Below are 18,717 nucleotides of genomic sequence, written 5' to 3' on the forward strand. Positions count from 1 at the left end.
CGCTACTCGAACCGTACCGGCGGGAAGAAGCCCACCCGCTCGTACGCGGTGCGCAGCGTCTCGGCCGCCACCGCCCGGGCCTTCTCCGCGCCCCGGGCGAGCAGCTTGTCGAGCTGGGCCGGGTCGTCCAGGTAGCCGTTGGTGCGCGCCTGGATCGGCGTGACGAACTCCCGCACCACCTCGGCGAGGTCCTTCTTCAGGTCGCCGTAGCCCTTGCCGTCGTACGCGGCGACCAGGTCGTCGATGCCGCGGCCGGAGAGCGCGGAGTAGATGGTCAGCAGGTTGGAGATGCCCGGCTTGCCCTCGGCGTCGAAGACGATCTCGCGGCCGGTGTCGGTGACCGCCGAGCGGATCTTCTTGGCCGAGCGGGCCGGATCCTCCAGGAGGTCGATGATCCCGGCCGGCGAGGAGGACGACTTCGACATCTTGGCCGTCGGGTCCTGCAGGTCGGTGATCTTCGCGGTGTCCTTCACGATGTGCGGGGCGGGCATCGTGAAGGTCGGCCCGAACAGCGAGTTGAACCGCTGGGCCAGGTCGCGCGAGAGCTCCAGGTGCTGCCGCTGGTCCTCGCCGACCGGCACCGCGTTCGCCTGGTAGAGCAGGATGTCGGCGGCCTGCAGGATCGGGTAGGTGAACAGGCCGACGCTGGCCCGCTCGCTGCCCTGCTTCTGCGACTTGTCCTTGAACTGGGTCATCCGGCCGGCCTCGCCGAAGCCGGTGATGCAGCCGAGCACCCAGGCCAGCTGCGGGTGCTCGGGCACCTGCGACTGGACGAACAGGGTGCTGCGGTCCGGGTCGATGCCCAGCGCGAAGAGCTGCGCGGCGGCCACCCGGCTGCGCTGCTTGAGCACCTTCGGTTCGTGCCCGGCGGTGATCGCGTGCAGGTCCACCACGCAGTAGAACGCGTCGTGGCTCTCCTGCAGGGCCACCCAGTGCCGCAGCGCGCCCAGGTAGTTGCCGAGGTGGAACGAGTCGGCGGTCGGCTGGATGCCGGAGAAGACGCGCGGCCGGGCGGGTACGTCGGACATGGCGGCAATTCTGTCAGCAAGCCCCGGCGTCCGTCATGACGGGCCGGCGGGTCGGGCGGGTACGGCCGGCGGCGGGCCGCTGACCTCGCGCCGGGGCTCGGGCAGCCGCGCCGCGGAGACCACCAGGCGGGACACCCGTCGGCCGTCGAGCGCCAGCACCCGCAGCAGCCAGCCCTCCGGATCGGCCGGTCCCGATCCGTCGACCGGGTCGACGGCCACCGGCACCTCGTCGCCGGCCACCGGCAGCCGGCCCAGCGCGGCCATCACGTAGCCGCCGACCGTCTCGTACGGGCCGGCGGGCAACGGCACCCCGGTGCGCTCGGCGAAGTCGGTCAGGTTGAGCCGACCGTCGACCACGGCAGGGAGACCGGCGGGCTCGGCGTCGGGCGGCCCGTGGCCCTCGTCGTGGATCTCCCCGACCAGTTCCTCGACCAGGTCCTCGCAGGTCACGATGCCGGCGGTGCCGCCGTACTCGTCGACCACCACGGCCAGGTGGTGGCCCTCGCGGCGCATTTCGGTCAGCGCCGCGAGCACCCGTTTGCTGTCCGGCAGCCGCTTGACCTCACGGGTCAGCTCGCCGACGGTGGCCCGGGCGTCCGGGCCCGGGCGCAGCAGCACGTCGCGCAGGTGCACCAGGCCGACCACGTCGTCGTGGGTGCCGTCGACCACGGGGTAGCGGGTGTGCGGGTCGTCGCGGACCAGCCGCTGCGCCGCGGCCACGGGCAGGCCGGCGGCGAGGAAGACCACCTCGGTGCGGGGCACCATCACCTCGCGGACCAGCCGCGCGCCGGCCACCAGCACCTCGTCGATGATCCGCCGCTCGTCCGGGTCGAGCAGCGTGTTCGCCGCGACCAGGTCGCGCAGCTCCGCCTCGCTGATCCGCTCGCGGCCGGCGGTGGGGCTCGCCCCGAGCAGGTCGGTGACCAGGCGGGTGGCGCCGTCGGCGGCGCGGACCACGAGGCGGGCCACGGTCCGGGCGAGCGGGCCGGGTTCGCGCCGGGGCCGCCCCGGCGGTCGCCGCCGAGGCCCGGGACCACCTGCCTCCCGCATGACAAGGATGGTAGACAGCGGACACCGTCCGCCCGCCCGAATGTTCGGATCTGTTCAACCCTGATGGATTGTGATGGAATGGAGGGAGGCTCACTCGACAGCGGTGGCACAGCCGTCGGCCGTAGGGTGATCACGGACGGCCGACGCGGAACGCGGCCAGGCGGAGGAGGACCTCACGTGAAACTGCTCGTCACCGGCGGCGCCGGCTACATCGGCAGCGTGGTGACCCGGATGCTGCTCGACCACGGCCACCAGGTGACCGTGCTGGACGACCTGCGCACCGGCCACCGCGAGGCGCTCGCCCCCGAGGCGACGCACGTCGAGCTGTCGGTGCACGAGGCCGCCCGGGTGCTCACCCCCGACGCCGGGTTCGACGGCGTGCTGCACTTCGCCGCGCTGATCGCCGCCGGCGAGTCGATGATCAAGCCGGAGCTCTACTGGCACACCAACACCGTCGGCTCACTCGCCCTGATCGACGCGGTCCGCGCCGCCCGGGTGCCCCGGATGGTGTTCTCCTCCACCGCCGCCGTCTACGGCAACCCCACCGAGTTGCCCATCCCGGAAACCGCCGTCAAGGCCCCCACCAACACCTACGGCGCGACGAAACTGGCCGTCGACATGGCGCTCACCTCCGAGGCGGTCGCGCACGACCTGGGCGCCGTCTCGCTGCGCTACTTCAACGTCGCCGGGGCCTACCTGCACGACGGGCTCGCCATCGGCGAACGGCACGAACCGGAGACGCACCTCATCCCGATCGCCCTCGACGTGGCCGCCGGCCGCCGGGAGAAGCTCCAACTCTTCGGCGACGACTACCCGACCGTCGACGGCACCTGCGTGCGCGACTACATCCACGTCGAGGACCTGGCCCGCGCCCACCTGCTCGCCCTCGACGCGGCCACCCCGGGCCGGCACCGGATCTACAACCTGGGCAACGGCAACGGCTTCACCAACCGGCAGGTCGTCGACGTGGTCCGCGAGGTCACCGGCCACCCGGTGCCGGTCGAGGTGGCGCCGCGCCGCGAGGGCGACCCCGCCGAACTGGTCGCGTCGTCCGCCCTGGCCCGCGACGAACTCGGGTGGACGCCGGCGAAGCCGACGCTGCACGACATGGTCGGCGACGCCTGGGCGTTCTACCGCGAGCACGTCGGTCGGCCCGCGTGAGCCCCGCGAGCGTGGGTGACGGTCGCCGCGGCGACGTCACCGACCGCGCCACCGCCGGCTTCCGGCAGCGGTACGGCGCCGAGCCGGCGGGCCGCTGGGCGGCTCCCGGGCGGGTCAACCTGATCGGCGAGCACACCGACTACAACGACGGCTTCGTGCTGCCCTTCGCGCTGCCGCTGCGTACCGTGGTCGCCGCGGCGCCCGGGCCGGACCGGCGCTGGACGGTCTGGTCGGAGCTGGACGACGAGCCGGTGGAGTTCGGGGCCGAGGAGGCCGACGACCCCGGCCGGGTCGACGGCTGGGCCGCCTACGTGGCCGGGGTGGTGTGGGCGCTACGCGCCGCCGGCCTCGACGTCCCCGGCGCGCGCCTCGCCATCGCCTCCGACGTCCCGGTCGGCTCCGGGCTCTCCTCGTCGGCCGCGATCGAGTCGGCCGTGCTGGCCGCCCTGGTCGACCTCGGCGCGCTGGACCTGCCCGCCGAGCGCTGGCCCCGGCTCGCCCAGCGGGCCGAGAACGACTACGTCGGCGCGCCCACCGGGATCATGGACCAGTCCGCGGTGATCCGGGGTCGGGAAGGGCACGCGCTCTTCCTCGACTGCCGCACCGAGGAGGTCGAGCAGATCCCGTTCGACCCGGCCGCGGCCGGGCTGGCCGTGCTGGTCGTGGACAGCCGCGCCCCGCACCGGCACGCCGACGGCGAGTACGCCGCCCGGCGCAAGAGCTGCGAGCGGGCCGCCGCGACGCTCGGCGTGGCCGCCCTGCGCGACGTACCCACCGCCGACCTCGACGCGGCGCTGGCCCGCCTCGACGACGACGAGACCCGCCGCCGGGTCCGGCACGTGGTCACCGAGGACCAGCGGGTGCTCGACACGGTCGCGTTGCTGCGCGCCGGCCGGGTCCGCGAGATCGGCCCGCTGCTGACCGCGTCGCACGCCTCGATGCGCGAGGACTTCGAGATCACCGTGCCGGAGGTCGACACCGCGGTCGAGGCGGCGCTCGCCGCCGGCGCCCACGGCGCGCGGATGACCGGCGGCGGGTTCGGCGGCTGCGTGCTCGCCCTGGTCGACGCGGACGCCGCCGACACGGTGGCCGAGGCGGTGGCCGCCGCGTACGCCGAGCGCGGCTTCGCCGCCCCCGGCACGCTCACCGTCCAGCCCGCCGGCGGCGCGACCCGCTTGTAAGGAAGGGCCCCCTATTAACGCCTGCGGTAGAGGAAGGGCCCCTTGTTAACACTCACTGTTAACAAGGGGCCCTTCCTTACGCCAGGGTCAGCCGGCTTCGACGATCATGCCGGCGCCGACCGTCCGGTTGGTGGCCTCGTCGATGATGACGAACCCGCCGGTGGTGCGGTTGCGCCGGTACTCGTCGGCGAGCAACGGGACGGTGGTACGCAGCCGCACCCGGCCGATCTCGTTGAGCTTCAGCTCGCCGGCCGACTCGTCCCGGTGCAGCGAGTTGACGTCCAGCCGGTAGTGCAGCTCCCGCACGATCGTCCGCGCCGTACGGGTGGTGTGCTTGATCGCGTACCTGCCGCCGACCTGCAACGGCCGGCTCTCGTCCATCCAGCAGACCATCGCCTCGATGTCCTGCGCGACCATCGGCGCGTTGTTCGGCCGGCAGATCATGTCACCGCGGGAGATGTCGATCTCGTCGGTCAGCCGGACCGTCACCGACATCGGCGGGAACGCCTCGTCCACCGGCCCGTCGGCGGTCTCCACCGCGGCGATGCGACTGGTGAAGCCCGACGGCAGCACCATCACCTCGTCGCCCGGCTTGAGCACGCCCGAGGCCACCTGGCCGGCGTAGCCACGGTAGTCGGTGACGGTGGTGGACTGCGGCCGGATCACGTACTGCACCGGGAACCGCACGTCGACCAGGTTGCGGTCGGAGGCGATGTGCACCCGCTCCAGGTGGTGCAGCAGCGACGGGCCCTCGTACCACTGCATGTTCTCGGAGCGGGAGACGATGTTGTCGCCGCGCAGCGCGGAGATCGGCACCACGGTCAGGTCCGGCACGTCGAGCTTCGCGGCGAACGCGGTGAACTCGTCGGCGATCCGCTCGAACACCTCCTGCGACCAGTCGACCAGGTCCATCTTGTTCACGCACAGGACCAGGTGCGGCACCCGCAGCAGCGAACAGAGGAAGGCGTGCCGGCGGGACTGCTCCACCAGGCCCTTGCGCGCGTCCACCAGGATCAGCGCCAGATCGGCGGTGGAGGCGCCGGTGACCATGTTCCGGGTGTACTGGATGTGCCCGGGGGTGTCGGCGATGATGAACTTCCGCCGCGGGGTGGCGAAGTAGCGGTACGCCACGTCGATGGTGATGCCCTGCTCCCGCTCGGCGCGCAGGCCGTCGGTGAGCAGCGCCAGGTTGGTGTATTCGTCGCCCCGCGCGGCGCTGACCGCCTCGACCGCGGCGAGCTGGTCGCTGAAGAGCGACTTGGTGTCGTACAGCAGCCGGCCGATCAGGGTCGACTTGCCGTCGTCGACGCTGCCGGCGGTGGCGAACCGCAGCAGGTCCATCGGCCGGGCCGACGCGTCGGCCTCGGCCGGCGCCACAGTCTCGACGCTCATCAGAAGTAGCCCTCTCGCTTGCGGTCCTCCATGGCGGCCTCGCTGACCCGGTCGTCGCCGCGGGTCGCGCCGCGCTCGGTGATCCGGGTGGCGGCCACCTCCTCGATCACCTTCTCCACCGTGTCGGCGTCCGAGCGGACCGCCGCGGTGCAGGAGGCGTCGCCCACGGTCCGGTACCGCACCTGGGCCTTGAACGGCTGCTCACCGGCGCGGGCCCGGAAGAACTCGTTGACCGCGTAGAACATGCCGTCGCGCTCGATCACCTCGCGCTCGTGCGCGTAGTAGATCGACGGCAGCGGGATCCGCTCCCGCGCGATGTAGTGCCAGACGTCCAGCTCGGTCCAGTTGGACAGCGGGAACACCCGGATCGACTCACCGGGGTGGTGCCGGCCGTTGTAGAGCGACCACAGCTCCGGGCGCTGGTTCTTCGGGTCCCACTGGCCGAACTCGTCGCGGAAGCTGAACACCCGCTCCTTGGCCCGGGCCTTCTCCTCGTCCCGCCGGGCGCCGCCGAAGAGCGCGTCGAACCGGTGCTTCTCCACCGCGTCGAGCAGCACCGGGGTCTGGATGCGGTTGCGCATGCCGTCGGCCGACTCGCGGACCATGCCCTTGTTCAGGGCCTCCGGCACGCTGGCGACGATGAGCTGCAGGCCCAGCTCGGCCACCCGCTGGTCGCGGTAGTCGAGCACCTCGGGGAAGTTGTGCCCGGTGTCCACGTGCATCACCGGGAACGGGATGTTGGCCGGGGCGAACGCCTTCTGGGCCAACCGGAGCATCACGATCGAGTCCTTGCCGCCGGAGAAGAGCAGCACCGGCCGCTCCATCTCGGCGACGACCTCGCGCATCACGAAGATGCTCTCCGCCTCGAGCGCGTCGAGGTGCGACACCTGGTACGCGGCGGGGGACGTCATGACACGAACTCGATTCGCTCGGATCCGCACATCGGGATTCCAGACCTTTCCGGTCGGAGTCGTGAAGAAGATTGCTCAGGTTACCCGGAATGCCGCTGCAGCGCTGCAAGCAACCGACCCGCGAGATCCTTGCGGCAGACCAGCAGATCGGGTAGGCGAGGGTCGGCCCCGTTGTATTCCAGCGCAGAACCGTCGATCCGGGAAGCATGCAATCCGGTGGCCGTCGCCACAGCGACCGGAGCGGCGGAGTCCCACTCGTACTGACCGCCCGCGTGGATGTACGCGTCGACCTCGCCGGTCACCACGGCGGCGATCTTCGCGCCCGCCGAGCCCATCGGGACCAGATGAGCGCCGACGTCCTCTGCCAGATCGGTCAGGAAAACCGGCGGACGGCTACGACTGGCCGCCAACCGGATGGTCCGCGCGCCGGCCGCCGTGGCCGCCTCCAAGCGCATCGGCGGGTACGCCGGCGGGTAGTCGGTGCCCAGCACCCGGTGCTGCGCCGGCAGTCCCACCGCCCCCGCCACCAGACCGTGCGGCGAGGGCGCGTGCCGCGACCAGAGCGCCACGTGCACCGCCCAGTCCGCGCGCCCGTCCTCGGCGTACTCCCGGGTGCCGTCCAGCGGGTCGACGATCCACACCCGGTCCGCGGTCAACCGGGGCATCGCCTCGTCGCTCACCTCGGCGGTCCAGGCCAGCCGCGACCCCTCGTCCTCCTCCGACAGCACCGCGTCCGCCGGGCGCCACCGCGCCAGCTCGGTGCGGATCAGATCGTGCGAGATCTTGTCGCCGGCGGACCGCAACGCCCCGGCGTCGGCGAAGCCCATCTCCGCGCGCAGGGCCATCAGCGCCTGCCCGGCCCGCGACGCGAGCCAGCGCGCGAACGCGCCGTCGATCATCGGAGGACTGCCCATGGTGTCTTCGCTCCCGTCGCTGCCTTCGCTCCCGTCGCAAAGGCGCAGACTACCGGCCGGCGAGCGACCTGCCGGTCAACCCCCGTGATACAGGTTCTGCGTCGGCTCCACACCCTTGGTGACCACCGACTCCACCACGTCCGCCGCGCGGTCCACCAGGAACTCCAGCTCCTTGCGCTCCGCGGCGGAGAAGTCCGACAGCACGTAGTCCGCCGGATCCTGCCGGCCGGGCGGACGACCGATCCCGAACCGCACCCGGACGTAGTCCTTCGTGCCGAGCGACTTCGACATCGACCGCAGCCCGTTGTGGCCGCCCTCGCCGCCGCCGCACTTGACCCGCACCTGCCCGTACGGGATGTCCAGCTCGTCGTGCACCGCGATCACCCGGGCCGGCGGGATCTTGTGGAACTGGGCCAGCCCGGCCACCGGGCCGCCGGAAAGGTTCATGTAGGTCAACGGCTTCAGCAGCACCAGCTTCGGGCCGCCGAACCCCAGCCGTCCCTCGGCCGCCTCCGCCACCGCCCGCTTGTGCCGGCCGAACTTCGCGCCCACCCGGGCGGCCAGCAGGTCGGCCACCATGAAGCCGACGTTGTGCCGGTTGGCCGCGTACTCCCGACCCGGGTTGCCCAGGCCGACCACCAGCCACGGCCCCGCCTCGTCCGTCACGCCACGTCCCTTCCGCTCTTCCCCACGACCCCCCTGGCGATACGCCGACAGGCGCCCCCGGGAACCGGGGACGCCTGTCGCACAGCCTGCGGGCCGATCAGGCCTCGGTCTTCGGCTCCTCGGCAGCCGGCTCGCCCTCGGCCGGGGTGCCCTCTTCGCCCTCGGCGGTCTCCTCGCCGACCTCGGCCTCGGCCTCGTCCTCGGCGACCTCGACCTCGGGGAGGGTGGCCTCGAGCTGCTCGGCGGTCGGGGCGGCGGTCACCGAGGCGACAGCGGTCTCCTCGTCGGTGGCCAGCTCCACGCCCGAGGGTAGCTCGACGTCGGCGGCGGTGATCGTGGTGCCCGGCTCGGCGCCCTCGATCGACGCCTCCAGGTGGTCCGGCACCTTGGTGGCGTCGGCGGTCACCGACAGGGTGTCGTGGTCGTGCACGATCAGGGTGTCCTTCGCGGCCTCGCCGGTCAGCTGGACCGGGACCTCGACGGTGACCTTCTCGCCGCGCCGGACCAGCAGCAGGTCCACGTGCTCGAAGGTGTCCTTGATCGGGTCACGCTGGATCGCCTTCGGCAGCGCCAGCACCTGGGTGCCGTCGCTCACCTCGATCGCGAAGAGCTGGTTCGCGCCGCCCTTGCGGATCGCGGCGGCGAAGTCACGCGCCGGCAACGCGATGTGCTTGGGCTTCTCGCCGTGGCCGTACAGCACGGCGGGCACCTTGCCGGCCCGGCGGGTACGACGGGCACCACCCTTGCCGAACTCGGTACGGGGCTCGGCGCTGATCTTTACCTCGGACACGGGGAAACTCCTGATGCTTCGCTGCGGCGGCTTGTCGTCTGGCGGTGCTGGGCGAGGGGCTCGCTGGGGCTCAAGGTCATGAACGACCGCCCGGAGCACCGCGTCGATGACGGCGCCTCCGTGCGGTGCTTGTCAGCAGCCCGCCGGGCACCCTCGCCGTGGCAACCGCACCAGTCTACCCGAGCGGATTCCGGGCTTTCCGGCAGTCCCCCATATCACCGCGCCGGCCGGCGCGCAGGGCAACGGCCCGGCCGCCGGACCACGCCGGCGACCGGGCCCGCCATCAGCTCAGGCCACCGAACAGGGTGGTCACCGAACCGTCGTCGAAGACCTCCCGGATCGCCCGCGCCAGAAGCGGGGCGATCGACAGCACGGTCAGCTTGTCCAGCTGCTTCTCCGGCGGCAGCGGCAGCGTGTTCGTCACCACGACCTCGCTGATCGGGCTGTTCTTCAACCGCTCGGTCGCCGGGTCGGACAGCAGCGCGTGGGTCGAGGCCACCACGATCTCCGCCGCCCCCGACTCCTTGAGGATGTCGGCCGCCTTGGTGATCGTGCCACCGGTGTCGATCATGTCGTCGACGATCAGGCAGACCCGACCCTCGACCTCACCGACCACGCGGTTCGCCACCACCTGGTTCGGCTTCATCGGGTCCCGCGTCTTGTGGATGAACGCCAGCGGGCAACCGCCCAAGCGGTCCGTCCAGCGCTCCGCCACCCGCACCCGGCCCGAGTCCGGCGCCACCACCGTCATCGGGCGGCCGGCGTACTTGTGCTCCACGTACTCGGCCAGCACGTCCATCGCGAACAGGTGGTCCACCGGGCCGTCGAAGAAGCCCTGGATCTGCGCGGTGTGCAGGTCCACCGTCAGGATCCGGTTCGCGCCCGCGGTCTTCAGCAGGTCGGCCACCAGCCGCGCCGAGATCGGCTCCCGGCCGCGGTGCTTCTTGTCCTGCCGCGAGTAGGGGTAGAACGGCAGCACCACGGTGATCCGCTTGGCCGAACCACGCTTCAGCGCGTCGACCATGATCAGGGTCTCCATGACCCAGGTGTTCACGCCGTGCGTCACGGACTGCACCACGAAGGCGTCCGAACCACGGACCGAGTCCTTGAACCGTACGAAGATCTCACCGTTGGCGAACTCGTACGCGTCGGCCGGCGTCGGCGCGACGCCGAGCACCTCACCGATCTCCTTGGCCAGCTCCGGAAAACCCCGTCCGGAAAAGAGCATCAGGCTCTTGCGGTTCTCGGCGACGATGCTGCCCATGGGCCCGTCTGCTCCCGTATGTCGGTGGTACCCGGCGGCGGTGGGCCGGGGACTGTTCGGTTGCAGTATCCCCCGGGTTCACCGGTCCACCCACGGCCCGGCGGTCCCCGTGGAGTCAGTCACCTTCGCTTGCGGCCACACCCGGCTCCGACGCACCCTCGCGGGCCCGCTGCGCCGCCTCCGCGGCGGCCGTGCCGGACCGCTTGCGCACCACCCAGCCCTCCACGTTGCGCTGCTGACCCCGCGCCACCGCCATCGCGCCCGGCGGCACGTCCGCGATGATCACCGAACCGGCCGCGGTGTACGCGCCGTCGCCCACCCGCACCGGCGCCACGAACATGTTGTCCGCCCCGGTACGCGCGTGACTGCCGATGGTGGTGTGGTGCTTGCGCACACCGTCGTAGTTGACGAAGACCGTCGCCGCGCCGATGTTGCTGTGCTCGCCGATCGTCGCGTCCCCCACGTACGACAGGTGCGGCACCTTCGAGCCCTCACCGATCGACGCCTTCTTGGTCTCCACGAACGTGCCGACCTTCGCCTTGCGGGCCAGCCGCGACTCCGGCCGCAGGTACGCGTACGGCCCGACGCTGGCCTGTGGGCCCACCTCGGCGCCCACCGCGTGGCTGCGCACCACGCTGGCCTCCTCGCCCACCACGGTGTCGACGAGCGTGGTGTCCGGCCCGACCAGCGCGCCCGCGCCCACCACGGTGGCGCCCTGGAGCTGGGTGTTCTGGTCGATCACCGCGTCCTTCTCCACGGTCACCGTCACGTCGATCCAGGTGGTGTGCGGGTCGAGGATGCTCACGCCGGTGCGCATCCAGCCCTCGTTGACCCGGTCGCGCAGCAGCCGGCGCAGCCCGGCCAGCTCCACCCGGTCGTTGCAACCGAGCGTCTCCACGTGGTCGGCGGCGCAGTGCACCGCCACCGGCTCGCCGGCGTCCCGCAGCAGGGCGAAGACGTCGGTCAGGTATTCCTCGCCCTGGTCGTTGTCGGTGGACAGCTTGCCCAACGCCTCCCGCAGCTGGGCCACGTCGAACGCGTAGATGCCCGCGTTGATCTCGCGCAGCGCGCGCTGCTGCGGCGTGGCGTCCCGCTCCTCGACGATCTGCTCCAGCTGGCCCTGCGTGTCCCGCACGATCCGGCCCAGCCCGGTCGGGTCGGGCACCTCGGCGGCCAGCACGGTCGCCGCCGCGCCCGCGCCCTCGTGCGCCTCGACCAGGGCCTCGACGGTCGCCGGCCGCAGCAGCGGCACGTCGCCGTTGATCACCACGACCGTGCCGGTCGCCTCCGGCACCGCGTCCAGCGCGATCCGGACCGCGTGCCCGGTGCCGAGCTGCCGCTCCTGGAGCACCGGGGTGGCCGCCGGCGCGACCTCGGTCAGGTGTTCCCGTACCTGGTCGGCGCCGTGGCCGACCACGACGACCGTGCGGTCGGCGCCCAGTGGCCCGGCCGCGGCGAGGACGTGACCGAGCAGGGTACGGCCGAGCAGTGGGTGCAGCACCTTGGGCAGGGACGACTTCATCCGCTTGCCCTCACCGGCGGCGAGCACGACAACGGTGCGGAGGTGGGGCTGGGACACGACGTGCTCCCGTCGGGACGGCGACAGTCTCGCGGTCATGCTAACCACGCGGCTCGCCACAATTCGCATCCGGCCACACAAACGCCGTCCGCCCACGGGCGATCCGGCGGATGAGCTGGGGTGCCTGGATTCGAACCAGGAGCTCAAGGCTCCAAAGGCCTGCGGGTTGCCGTTACCCCACACCCCATTGCCGTGTCAAGACCTACGGGTCGCCCTCTTGGGCTCGATCCTCGTCCGCGATCCGGAACAGCTCGGAGATCATACCTTCGATCCGCCAGTAGAGCGCACGGCTGCGCGGCACAGTGATCACCAGGCACCCGTGATAGGTGTCGCCGGTGTTCCGCCGCACCGTCGTCGGGTTGTGCCGCTTGAGCACGGTCCGGCGGAACCGATCCGCAGGGAGGCGCAACCGCTGCGCCCACCACCGGACGGCAGCCTCGGCGTCGGCCGACTCGTGGATGCTCACCCGGTAGGTCGGCACCGCCCGGTCCACGCCGCAGACGTCGAGGAACCTCAGGAACAGGGCCAGCAGACCGGGGTCGCTGTTGACGAACTGCACCGTCACCGGCCGCCGCCACGGCTTGGACTTGGCCCCCTCACACCAGTAGATCGCCGCGCCCAGCAGCAGCAGATCCCGCTCCCCGAGGCCGCCGACCGCACCCGCCGCCCGGGCATGCTCGGCAGCCTGCGCCGCGTCCCGCGACTCCCGGTAGGCGCTCCAGCGGGCGTCCGTCATCGCCTTGGAGTGCGCGCGACGCCGCTCGGCGGTCGCCTCGTCCGGATCCAGCGGCAGGTGCCGCACCCACTGGTAGGCCGTCGACTTCGCCACGCCGAGCTGCTCCGCGATCTGGTTGACCGACCGGCCGGCCGCGCGCAACCGCACGGCCTCGGCACGGTCGTCGTCCCGGGCACGGGGTCGGCGGGTCCGTTCGGGGGGCGGCACACCGCGCAGCAGCGTGTAGACGCGATCACGACCGATGCCCAGCCGGGCCCGGATCTCGGCGACGGAGAGCTGTTCCTCGACGCGCAGACGGCGCGCCTCGGCGGCGAGCGGATCGGTCATCGGCACAGATTAGAACGTACGTACGACACCGACCGACCGGTCGGCCCAGGTGAGCAGCGCCTGGCAGGATGGGTCGGGTGACCGATGTTCCCGGTAGCGACCGCTCTCGCCGACGGGCCGTCCCGGCGGCGAAGCCGTCCCGGGTGCGGATGTCCGCGGCGCAGCGGCGCGAGCAGTTGATCTCGATCGCTCGGCAGATCTTCGCCGAGCGCGGGTTCGACGCCACCTCGATCGAGGAGGTGGCGGCGCGGGCGAAGGTCTCCAAGCCGGTGGTCTACGAGCACTTCGGCGGCAAGGAGGGGCTCTACGCGGTGGTGGTGGACCGGGAGGTCCGTTCGCTGCTGGACCGGATCACCACGGCGCTGACCGCGGGCCACCCGCGCGAGTTGCTGGAGCAGGCGGCGCTGACGCTGCTCACCTACATCGAGGAGGAGACCAGCGGCTTCCGGGTGCTGGTCCGTGAGTCGCCGCTGATGTCGGCGACGGGCAACTTCAGCAGCGTGATGAACGACGTCGCGCACCAGGTGGAGCACATCCTCGGCGCCGAGTTCTCCAGCCGGGGCTATGAGCCGAAGCTGGCGGAGCTCTACTCCCAGGCGCTGGTGGGCATGGTGGCGTTGACCGGGCGCTGGTGGCTGGAGGTGCGCAAGCCGCGCAAGGAGACGGTGGCCGCGCACCTGGTGAACCTGGCCTGGAACGGCCTGTCGCACCTGGAGTCGAAGCCGGGCCCGATCAGGGGTTAGGGCTCTCGGCGACCGGGTGGTAGCGGCGGCGGCGTTCCTCCTCCGCGTGCTCCGGCGGTCCGACCTTGTCGTACAGGCCGGTGGCGAGCAGGATCAGCCCGAACAGCAGCGACACGATGACGGTGGACATCGAGAAGTTCAGGAAGTTCGCCGAGGTCTGGAGCACGGACATCATCAGGATGCCGGTGACCAGGAAGACCGCGCCGGCGGTGAGGTTCATGTAGTGCCCGAGGTTGTTCCGGCGGGACGCGCCGACGATCAGGACCGCGCCGAAGATCACCGAGACCAGCGAGAAGGCCAGGTTGGTACGGAGTCCGAGGGCCCAGTTGCTGTCCCGACCGAACAGCCCGTCTCCCCAGGTCTGGAAGACGCCGTAGACCCCGAAGACCAGGATGTAGAGACCGATGAGCCCGGACAGCAGCCGGTAGAGCGGTCGCGCGGGATGGTTCACCGGGAAGTGCGCCATGGAGCCCTCCAGCCATCTGACTGATTCGGGGCAATTGTCACCCGGGGCGCCGGTTCCCGTACCGGAAAACGCCGAAGGCCCGGCGCGCACGCCGGGCCTTCGGGGTGGATCGGGTCAGAGCACCAGGCGGGCCTTCTGCCAGGCCTCGTGCTCGTCGTCGGTGCCGACCTTGCCGTACATGCCGACCATCAGGAGCACCAGCGCGAGGGTCAGGACCACGATCACCGTCATGATCGAGAAGTTGACGATGTTGGCGTCGGTCTGGAGGAACGCGAGCGCGGCCAGGCCGATGGCCATCAGGGTGTAGGCCAGCCACTGGTTGATCGCCACGTCGAGGTTGCGGCCGATCGCGGTGCCGACCAGGATCACCACGCCGATGAGCACCGACAGCAGCGAGAAGCCCATGTTGGTGCCCTGGCCGAGGACCTTGGTGTCGTCCTGCGCGAAGAAGTCGTTGCCGGCGCTGGCGATGATGCCGAGGCCGCCGAAGACGACGAAGTACAGACCAACGAGCCCGCCGATCGCCCGGTAGATCGGCCGCGCGGGGTGGTTGACGGGGGTGTGGGCCATCTCTGCGTCTCCAAAAGACCGTTCGGACGAGGGTTCCGCCGCTGATTGTCGCGTACGCCGGTCAGTGACGCCGCACACCCCCCATGCTCAGCCGGCCGGCAGCTCCTCGGCCAGGGCCAGCCAGGTCTCCTCGGTGCGGTCCCGCTCGGCCCGCACCTCCTTGAGCTGGGCGTCCAGCTCGGCCACCTTCGCGTAGTCGGTGGCGTTGGCGGCGAGCTGCTCGTGCAGGCCCGCCTCCTTCTGCTCCAACTTGGCGATCTGCCGCTCCAGCCGGGTGAGTTCCTTCTTCGCGACGCGTACCTCGGCGGCGGACATGCCGTCGCGGGCCGGGGCGGCCGTGCCGGGGGTGAGGTCGGCGGGCGCCGGGCCGCCGGCCGCGGCGGCGCGGGCCAGGTACTCGTCGACGCCGCCGGGCAGGTGCACGAGCCGGCCGTCGCCGAACATGCCGTACGCGACGTCGGTGACCCGCTCGATCAGGTAGCGGTCGTGGCTGGCCACCACGATGGTGCCGGGCCAGGAGTCGAGCAGGTCCTCCAGCGCGGCGAGCGTGTCGGTGTCCAGGTCGTTGGTGGGCTCGTCGAGCAGGAGCACGTTGGGTTCGCCGGCGAGCAGCCGCAGCATCTGGAGGCGGCGGCGCTCACCGCCGGACAGGTCGCTCACCGGCGTCCAGAGCCGCCGGTCGTCGAAGCCGAAGATCTCGGCGAGCTGGGAGGCGCTGATCTCGCGGTCGCCGAACTGGACCCGCCGGGCCACCTCCTCGACCGCCTCCAGGACGCGCAGGTGGCCGGGGAGTTCGGCGAGTTCCTGGGAGAGGAACGCCGGCCGCACGGTCTGCCCGGCGGCGAACCGGCCGCCGTCGGGGCGGGTCACCCCGGCCAGCATCCGCAGCAGGGTGGTCTTGCCGGCGCCGTTGCGCCCGAGGATCGCCACCCGGTCGCCGGGACCGACCTGCCAGGTGGTGTCGTGCAGGATCTCCTTGGGGCCGGCGTGCAGGCGGACGTGCTCCAGGTCGTACACCTGCTTGCCGAGGCGGGCGGTGGCGAGCCGTTGCAGCGACATGGTGTCGCGCGGTTCCGGCACGTCGGCGATGAGCGCGTTGGCGGCGTCGATGCGGAACTTGGGCTTGGAGGTGCGCGCCGGCGCGCCCCGGCGCAGCCACGCGATCTCCTTGCGGAGCAGGTTCTGCCGGCGGGCCTCGGTGGCCGCGGCGACCCGCTGCCGCTCGACGCGGGCCAGCGTCCACGCCGCGAAGCCGCCCTCGTACGCCCGGACGGTCTGGTCGGCGACCTCCCAGGTGGTGGTGCAGACGGCGTCCAGGAACCAGCGGTCGTGGGTGACCACGACGAGCGCGCCCTTGCGGCTGACCAGGTGCCGGGCCAGCCAGTCGACGCCGCCGACGTCGAGGTGGTTGGTGGGCTCGTCGAGGACGAGCAGGTCGGCGTCGCGGACCAGCAGCGCGGCGAGCGCGACCCGGCGGCGCTCGCCGCCGGACATCGGGCCGACCGGCGTGTCGAGGCCGAGGTGGGGCATGCCGAGGCCGTCGAGGATGGCCCGGACGCCGGCGTCGCCGGCCCACTCGTGCTCGGCGCCCATGCTCTCGTTTAGCCAGGCGGTGCCGAGGACGACGTCCCGCACGGTGAGGTCGGGGGCCAGATCCAGGCGCTGCGGCAGCCAGGCCACCCGCAGGTCCCGGCGGTGGGTGACGCGGCCGTCGTCGGGCTCCTCGGTGCGGGTGAGCAACCGCAGCAGGGTCGACTTGCCGGCGCCGTTGAGGCCGACGACGCCGACCCGGTCGGCGTCGTCGAGGCCGAGCGAGACGTCGGTGAGCAGCGGCCCGGCGGCGCCGTACCCCTTGGACACCCGGTCCAGGTTGACGATGTTGGCCACAGACCCACCCTTCATGACTCAGGCGCCCCGGGGGCCGGGACGCCTGGGTCAAGGGTACGGGGCGTCAGACGACGCGGGCGCCGGCGACCGGGCCGTGGGCGACCCGTGCCTCCCGGCACACCCCGGCGGCGGTCAGCTCGGCGGCGATCCGTCCGGCGTCGGCGGCGTCGGCGGCGAGGAACACGCAGGTCGGTCCGGAGCCGGAGACGATCCCGGCGAGCGCGCCGGCGGCCTCGCCCGCCTTGAGCGTCGCGGCCAGGGCGGGACGCATGGTCAGCGCGGCGGCCTGCAGGTCGTTGCCGAGCGTGGCGCCCAGCACCCGGGGGTCCCGCTGCCGCAGCGCGCCGAGCAGCGCGTCGGTGCTGCCCAGCGGCTCGCCGGCGGTGCCGGCGTCGCGCAGCCGGTCGAGTTCGCGGTAGGCGGCCGGGGTGGACAGGCCGCCGTCGGCGACGGCCACCACCCAGTGCCAGGAGGTGGGGCGGGCCAGCACCGGACTGACCGCCTCGCCCCGGCCGGTGCCCAGCGCGGTGCCGCCGTGGATCAGGAACGGCACGTCGGAGCCGAGGTCGGCGGCGATGCCGGCCAGTTCGTCGCGGGACAGGCCGGTGCCCCAGAGCGCGTCGCAGGCGACCAGCGCGGCGGCCGCGTCGGCGCTGCCGCCGGCCAGCCCGCCGGCGAGCGGGATCTGCTTGCGCAGGTGCAGCCGGGCGTGCGGGGCGACACCGGCGTAGCCGGCGAGGGCGTGCGCGGCCCGCATCACCAGGTTCGAGTCGTCCAGGGCCAGCTCGCCGGCGCCCTCGCCCTCCATGGTCAGGGTGAGCGTGTCGCCGCGGCGGGCGGTCAGCTCGTCGTAGATGGAGATCGCGTGGTAGACGGTGTTCAGCTCGTGGTAGCCGTCGCGCCGCAGCGGTCCCACCCCGAGATGCAGGTTGACCTTGGCGGGCACCCGCACCTTGACCGGACCGCTGGCCCCGCGCCGCTGCCCGTCCTCGTCCTCCGGTCGCCAGGCCTCGGTCACCGGGTGAGCTCCCGTGGGCGCAGGCGGATGTCGAACGGCTTCTGCACGGTCAGCTCCTCGGCGGGGTCGGGCAACGGCGCCAGCCTACTGGGCGCCGGCGGAGGCGTCCGGGGCCGACGCGGCGATGGCGGCGAACTGCTCCACGGTGAGTGACTCGCCGCGTGCGCCCGGGTCGACACCGGCCGCGGTGAGCGCCGCGGCGGCCCGGTCCGCGCCGCCGGCCCAACCGGCCAGGGCGGCCCGCAACGTCTTGCGCCGCTGGGCGAACGCGGCGTCGACCACGGCGAAGACGGCCGACCGGGGTACGTCCGGGCGGGGCGGTTCGCGTCGGGTGAACGCGACCAGGCCGGAGTCGACGTTGGGCACCGGCCAGAACACGTTCGGCGGGACCTTGCCGGCGGAGCGGGAGCGGGCGTACCAGGCGAGCTTGACCGAGGGGATGCCGTAGACCTTGGAGCCGGGTCCGGCGACGAGCCGGTCGGCGACCTCCTTCTGCACCATGACCAGGCCGTGGCGCAGGGTGGGCAGCTCGGCGAGGAGGTGCAGCACCACCGGGACGGCCACGTTGTAGGGCAGGTTCGCCACCAGCGCGGTGGGCGCCGGGTCGGCCAGGTCGGCGGCGGTGACCCGCAGCGCGTCGGCGGGGTGCACGGTGAGCCGGGCGGCGTCCGGGCCGGCGAACCGGGCGGCGGTCTCCGGCAGCGCGGCGGCGAGCGTCGGGTCGAGTTCCACGGCGTGCACGTGCGCGGCCACCGGCAGCAGGGCCAGGGTGAGCGAGCCGAGCCCGGGGCCGACCTCCAGCGCCACGTCGTCCGGGGTCAGCCCGGCGGCGGTGACGATCCGGCGGACGGTGTTCGGGTCGTGCACGAAGTTCTGGCCGAGCTTCTTGGTCGGCGTGACGCCGAGCCGCGCGGCGAGTTCCCGGATCTCCGCCGGGCCGAGGAGTCCGGTCACGCCCCGTAGCGTAAGCGCCTGGGTGTTGCCGTTAGGAGGGGCCCCTTCTTATCGCCTGGTGTTAAGAAGGGCCCCCTCCT

Annotated in this window: 17 protein-coding genes, 1 tRNA gene and 1 pseudogene; 3 read left to right on the top strand and 16 right to left on the bottom strand. The window is 72.4% G+C overall.

What is annotated here, in order from left to right; all coding sequences use genetic code 11:
* Window positions 1–2: 2 nt before the first annotated feature.
* The gene (gene trpS, locus COO58_RS03225; RefSeq protein WP_091582467.1) at window positions 3–1,028 is read right to left on the bottom strand and encodes a tryptophan--tRNA ligase; all 1,026 of its coding nucleotides are present in this window, start codon (window positions 1,026–1,028) and stop codon (window positions 3–5) included.
* Between the two features lie 33 nt (window positions 1,029–1,061).
* Entirely contained in the window at window positions 1,062–2,078 is a 1,017-nt protein-coding gene (locus COO58_RS03230; RefSeq protein ID WP_098743755.1) for a hemolysin family protein, read from the bottom strand.
* Between the two features lie 177 nt (window positions 2,079–2,255).
* Between COO58_RS03230 and galE the strand changes: the two genes are divergently transcribed.
* Both galE and galK read left to right on the top strand, forming a co-directional pair.
* Entirely contained in the window at window positions 2,256–3,239 is a 984-nt protein-coding gene (gene galE / locus COO58_RS03235) for a UDP-glucose 4-epimerase GalE (RefSeq protein ID WP_091582472.1), read from the top strand.
* Between the two features lie 11 nt (window positions 3,240–3,250).
* Window positions 3,251–4,420: a galactokinase gene (gene galK / locus COO58_RS03240; protein ID WP_098743756.1), complete on the top strand. Its 1,170-nt coding sequence runs from the start codon at window positions 3,251–3,253 to the stop codon at window positions 4,418–4,420.
* An 87-nt stretch (window positions 4,421–4,507) separates the two neighbouring features.
* Here the strand turns inward: galK and cysN are convergent, their stop codons facing one another.
* From cysN to COO58_RS03285, 9 genes and pseudogenes are all read right to left on the bottom strand, one after another.
* Window positions 4,508–5,812 (bottom strand): sulfate adenylyltransferase subunit CysN, encoded by a 1,305-nt coding sequence (gene cysN / locus COO58_RS03245; RefSeq protein ID WP_091582478.1) that lies wholly within the window; start codon window positions 5,810–5,812, stop codon window positions 4,508–4,510.
* Window positions 5,812–6,723 (bottom strand): sulfate adenylyltransferase subunit CysD, encoded by a 912-nt coding sequence (gene cysD, locus COO58_RS03250; protein WP_091582481.1) that lies wholly within the window; start codon window positions 6,721–6,723, stop codon window positions 5,812–5,814. The genes cysN and cysD overlap by 1 nt, the downstream gene beginning before the upstream one ends.
* An 80-nt stretch (window positions 6,724–6,803) precedes the next feature.
* Window positions 6,804–7,637 (bottom strand): inositol monophosphatase family protein, encoded by an 834-nt coding sequence (locus tag COO58_RS03255; protein WP_091582485.1) that lies wholly within the window; start codon window positions 7,635–7,637, stop codon window positions 6,804–6,806.
* A gap of 75 nt (window positions 7,638–7,712) precedes the next feature.
* The gene (pth, locus tag COO58_RS03260; RefSeq protein ID WP_091582488.1) at window positions 7,713–8,303 is read right to left on the bottom strand and encodes an aminoacyl-tRNA hydrolase; all 591 of its coding nucleotides are present in this window, start codon (window positions 8,301–8,303) and stop codon (window positions 7,713–7,715) included.
* A 97-nt stretch (window positions 8,304–8,400) separates the two neighbouring features.
* The gene (locus COO58_RS03265; protein ID WP_098743758.1) at window positions 8,401–9,093 is read right to left on the bottom strand and encodes a 50S ribosomal protein L25/general stress protein Ctc; all 693 of its coding nucleotides are present in this window, start codon (window positions 9,091–9,093) and stop codon (window positions 8,401–8,403) included.
* A 283-nt stretch (window positions 9,094–9,376) separates the two neighbouring features.
* Window positions 9,377–10,357 carry a ribose-phosphate diphosphokinase gene (locus tag COO58_RS03270; RefSeq protein WP_091582494.1) on the bottom strand — a complete coding sequence of 327 codons (981 nt, stop codon included), beginning with the start codon at window positions 10,355–10,357 and terminating at the stop codon, window positions 9,377–9,379.
* A 55-nt stretch (window positions 10,358–10,412) separates the two neighbouring features.
* Window positions 10,413–11,975: pseudogene (glmU, locus tag COO58_RS03275) on the bottom strand (bifunctional UDP-N-acetylglucosamine diphosphorylase/glucosamine-1-phosphate N-acetyltransferase GlmU); the annotation flags it as partial.
* Window positions 11,976–12,051: 76 nt separating this feature from the next.
* Window positions 12,052–12,123: transfer RNA gene (locus tag COO58_RS03280), tRNA-Gln, on the bottom strand.
* A gap of 15 nt (window positions 12,124–12,138) precedes the next feature.
* Window positions 12,139–12,999: a helix-turn-helix domain-containing protein gene (locus COO58_RS03285; protein ID WP_098746063.1), complete on the bottom strand. Its 861-nt coding sequence runs from the start codon at window positions 12,997–12,999 to the stop codon at window positions 12,139–12,141.
* Between the two features lie 77 nt (window positions 13,000–13,076).
* On the opposite strand from COO58_RS03285, the gene COO58_RS03290 reads away from it, so the two are divergent.
* Window positions 13,077–13,742, top strand: coding sequence for a TetR/AcrR family transcriptional regulator (locus COO58_RS03290; RefSeq protein WP_091582500.1), 666 nt, complete (start codon window positions 13,077–13,079; stop codon window positions 13,740–13,742).
* Here the strand turns inward: COO58_RS03290 and COO58_RS03295 are convergent.
* The 5 genes from COO58_RS03295 to rsmA all read right to left on the bottom strand — a co-directional run bounded on the left by COO58_RS03295 (window position 13,732) and on the right by rsmA (window position 18,637).
* On the bottom strand, window positions 13,732–14,208 hold the full coding sequence (locus tag COO58_RS03295; RefSeq protein ID WP_091582503.1) for a DUF4383 domain-containing protein: 477 nt from the start codon (window positions 14,206–14,208) through the stop codon (window positions 13,732–13,734). The genes COO58_RS03290 and COO58_RS03295 overlap by 11 nt on opposite strands.
* 114 nt (window positions 14,209–14,322) lie before the next feature.
* Window positions 14,323–14,778 carry a DUF4383 domain-containing protein gene (locus COO58_RS03300; protein ID WP_098743761.1) on the bottom strand — a complete coding sequence of 152 codons (456 nt, stop codon included), beginning with the start codon at window positions 14,776–14,778 and terminating at the stop codon, window positions 14,323–14,325.
* Window positions 14,779–14,865: 87 nt separating this feature from the next.
* Window positions 14,866–16,665, bottom strand: a complete 1,800-nt coding sequence (locus COO58_RS03305; RefSeq protein WP_098743763.1) for an ABC-F family ATP-binding cassette domain-containing protein — start codon at window positions 16,663–16,665, stop codon at window positions 14,866–14,868.
* Window positions 16,666–16,729: 64 nt separating this feature from the next.
* On the bottom strand, window positions 16,730–17,683 hold the full coding sequence (locus COO58_RS03310) for a 4-(cytidine 5'-diphospho)-2-C-methyl-D-erythritol kinase (protein WP_091582514.1): 954 nt from the start codon (window positions 17,681–17,683) through the stop codon (window positions 16,730–16,732).
* A gap of 84 nt (window positions 17,684–17,767) precedes the next feature.
* Entirely contained in the window at window positions 17,768–18,637 is an 870-nt protein-coding gene (rsmA, locus tag COO58_RS03315) for a 16S rRNA (adenine(1518)-N(6)/adenine(1519)-N(6))-dimethyltransferase RsmA (RefSeq protein WP_098743765.1), read from the bottom strand.
* Window positions 18,638–18,717: the final 80 nt, after the last annotated feature.

It is taken from the genome of Micromonospora sp. WMMA1996, from assembly GCF_002573675.1.
GTDB classification, from domain to species: domain Bacteria; phylum Actinomycetota; class Actinomycetes; order Mycobacteriales; family Micromonosporaceae; genus Micromonospora; species Micromonospora sediminicola.